This window comes from Pararhizobium sp. P1_E7, assembly GCF_056405855.1.
In genome coordinates this window covers 1-885 of the sequence record NZ_JBFUBH010000236.1, presented here as the reverse complement: position 1 = coordinate 885, position 885 = coordinate 1, and the positions used below count along the sequence as shown (strand labels likewise).

The following is an 885-nucleotide window of genomic DNA, read 5'->3' as shown; positions in this document are numbered from 1 at the left end:
CGGTGCATCCGAACCGTGACAATGTCGGGGCTTGGTGAAAAGGTTTTCTCCTTTCAATGAGGAGTGACCATGACCACCACCAATGAAATCGCAGAGAAGATCGCAAATGAGCATGGCCTGTCCAAGGTTCAGGGGAAGGCTGTTGTCGAGGCGGTAATCGCTGCAATCACGGAAGCCTCCGTTGCTGGCAATGAGACTTCGCTGCCCGGTTTTGGCAAATTCAAATTGAAGGACACACCGGAGCGCGAAGCGCGCAATCCAGCAACCGGTGCCACAATCAAGGTCGCAGCCGCCAAGAAGCTGACCTTTGCGCCGGCCAAGGCGCTGAAGGATGCGCTCAATAAGTGAGCCGAGAGGGGCCGCGGGCCTTGAGGCGGCTTTGCCGCTCACGGCACAAGACGGTCTGAGCAGACAGGGCGGCGTGGGTCTGCCGCCAAAATCAGCCGGCAGCGACTGACGTTGCCTCCCGCGGTCTCGATAGTACGAGACAAAGAAAAAGGGCCGCAACCCGATGGCTGCGGCCCTTTTTTACTCACTGTGTCAGGCAATGATCGCTCTCGCTGCCATCGCCCGCCTGGCATAGGCGGAAATCGGCCGGTCCGCCTTAAAGGCGAGGTCCCGTTCTACGCGCAGCCCGAGGCGTCCGCGAACAGAATCAATCTCCGAGAGGAGAACGGAGCCGAGCTCCGGAAACCCGACCCCCAGGTCGCAGAGTCCAAAGAGCAGATCGGGATCTTCAGGTTCGGCGGAGGTGATGAGCCAGGTAGCGGCCGCGTCCGGCGTGAACAGCTTGACGACTGGATGCGGATCAAAGTCTGGATTGCTTTGGAAGCGCTGGCCGTTGGCGATAAGGGCACTGCGGATTTCATCGGTGATGAGTTGCAT

2 protein-coding genes are annotated in these 885 nt (G+C 59.4%); one reads left to right on the top strand and one right to left on the bottom strand.

The genetic code is table 11. From position 1 onward, the window contains the following. The first annotated feature begins 69 nt into the window (after window positions 1–69). Window positions 70–348: an HU family DNA-binding protein gene (locus tag AC1D17_RS29160; protein WP_477568667.1), complete on the top strand. Its 279-nt coding sequence runs from the start codon at window positions 70–72 to the stop codon at window positions 346–348. A gap of 192 nt (window positions 349–540) precedes the next feature. Here the strand turns inward: AC1D17_RS29160 and AC1D17_RS29155 are convergent. Continuing rightward, on the bottom strand, window positions 541–885 hold a 345-nt coding region (locus tag AC1D17_RS29155), incomplete at its 5' end, for a DUF2958 domain-containing protein (RefSeq protein WP_477568666.1).

What these genes read in the sequence shown, in the direction of transcription:
- AC1D17_RS29160 (WP_477568667.1), top strand. Translation starts at nt 70, where the DNA reads ATGACCACCACCAATGAAATCGCAGAGAAGATCGCAAATGAGCATGGC.